Here is a 1,864-nt window from a genome sequence, read left to right as displayed (position 1 = left end):
ATCCAGGAGGAAGCATCACTGTCGATAGTGGCGACATTAGCGTGGATGGTAATGGCAAGGTAACGGTCACAGGCCAAGACCTGAGCAGCCTGGCCGATGGCGAGTTGACGGTGACCATGACGGTGACCGATGAAGCCGGCAACCAGGGCAGCGTGGATGACACCGCGACGTTGGATACGGCGGCCCCAGACACCGGTGATGGCAGCAACAGCATCGCGTTCGACGATGGCCTGATCAACGAGAGCGAACAAACCTCCGTGACCTTCAGCGGCACGGTGGAAGACGGTGCGGCGATAGACAGCATCGTGATCACTGACATTGACGGTAGCAGCATCACTGTGGCGGAAGGCGATATCAGTACCGACACAGACGGTAATGTCACYGTGATCRGCCAAGACSTGAGCAGCCTGGCCGATGGCGAGCTGACCGTGACCATGACGGTGACCGATGAAGCCGGCAACCAGGGCAGCGTGGATGACACCGCGACGTTGGATACGGCGGCCCCAGGCGAAGGCAGCGATAGCAGCAACAGCATCGCGTTCGACGATGCCGATGGCCTGATCAACGACAACGAACAAGACGACGTCGAGTTCACCGGCACGGTGGAAGACGGTGCGTCGATCGACAGCATCGTGATCAGCGACGGCGACGCCAACACGGCCGACATCACCGTGGATGCGAACGACATCAGCGTGAGCGGCAACGATGTCAGCGTGGACGCCCAAGACCTGAGCAGCCTGGCCGATGGCGAGCTGACCGTGACCATGACGGTGACCGATGAAGCCGGCAACCAGATGTCAGCGTGGACGGCCAAGACGTGAGCAGCCTGGCCGATGGCGAGCTGACCGTGACCATGACGGTGACCGATGAAGCCGGCAACCAGGGCAGCGTGGATGACACCGCGACGTTGGATACGGCGGCCCCAGACACCGGTGATGGCAGCAACAGCATCGCGTTCGACGATGCCGATAGCCTGATCAACGAGAGCGAACAAACCTCCGTGACCTTCACCGGCGCCGTGGAAGACGGTGCGACGGTCGACAGCATTGTGATCACTGACACTGACGGTAGCAGCATCACTGTGGCGGAAGGCGATATCAGTACCGACACAGACGGTAATGTCACCGTGATCGGCCAAGACGTCAGCATCCTGGCCGATGGCGAGCTGACCGTGACCATGACGGTGACCGATGAAGCCGGCAACCAGGGCAGCGTGGATGACACCGCGACGCTRGATACGGCGGCCCCAGGCGAAGGTGGCGATAGCAGCAACAGCATCGCGTTCGACGATGCCGATGACCTGATCAACGAGAGCGAACAAACCTCCGTGACCTTCAGCGGCAAGGTGGAAGACGGTGCGGCGATAGACAGCATCGTGATCACCGACGGCCAGGGTGGCAGCGTCACCGTGGATGCGAACGACACCAGCGTGAGCGGCAACGATTTCAGCGTGGACGCCCAAGACCTGAGCAGCCTGGCCGATGGCGAGYTGACSGTGACCATGACGGTGACCGATGAAGCCGGCAACCAGGGCAGCGTGGATGACACCGCGACGCTRGATACGGCGGCCCCAGGCGAAGGTGGCGATAGCAGCAACCGCATCGCGTTCGACGATGCCGATRACCTGATCAACGASAGCGAACAAACCKCCGTGACCTTCAGCGGCACGGTGGAAGACGGTGCGGCGATAGACAGCATCGTGATCAGCGACGGCGACGCCAACACGGCCGACATCACCGTGGATGCGAACGACATCAGCGTGAGCGGCAACGATGTCAGCGTGGACGCCCAAGACCTGAGCAGCCTGGCCGATGGCGAGYTGACSGTGACCATGACGGTGACCGATGAAGCCGGCAACCAGGGC

At 61.8% G+C, this 1,864-nt stretch carries 2 protein-coding genes; both read left to right on the top strand.

The features are described from left to right. Positions 1–821 (top strand): Ig-like domain repeat protein (locus tag BZG14_RS15335; protein WP_206744424.1); only part of this gene is annotated, 821 nt, incomplete at its 5' end. Further along, on the top strand, positions 803–1,864 hold a 1,062-nt coding region (locus BZG14_RS15330; RefSeq protein ID WP_198532083.1), incomplete at its 3' end, for an Ig-like domain repeat protein. The genes BZG14_RS15335 and BZG14_RS15330, both read left to right, overlap by 19 nt.

Origin of the sequence: Salinivibrio sp. IB282 (assembly GCF_001995685.1) — a bacterium.
Taxonomy (GTDB): Bacteria; Pseudomonadota; Gammaproteobacteria; order Enterobacterales; family Vibrionaceae; genus Salinivibrio; species Salinivibrio kushneri.
This window is presented reverse-complemented; position numbering and strand designations above follow the sequence as displayed.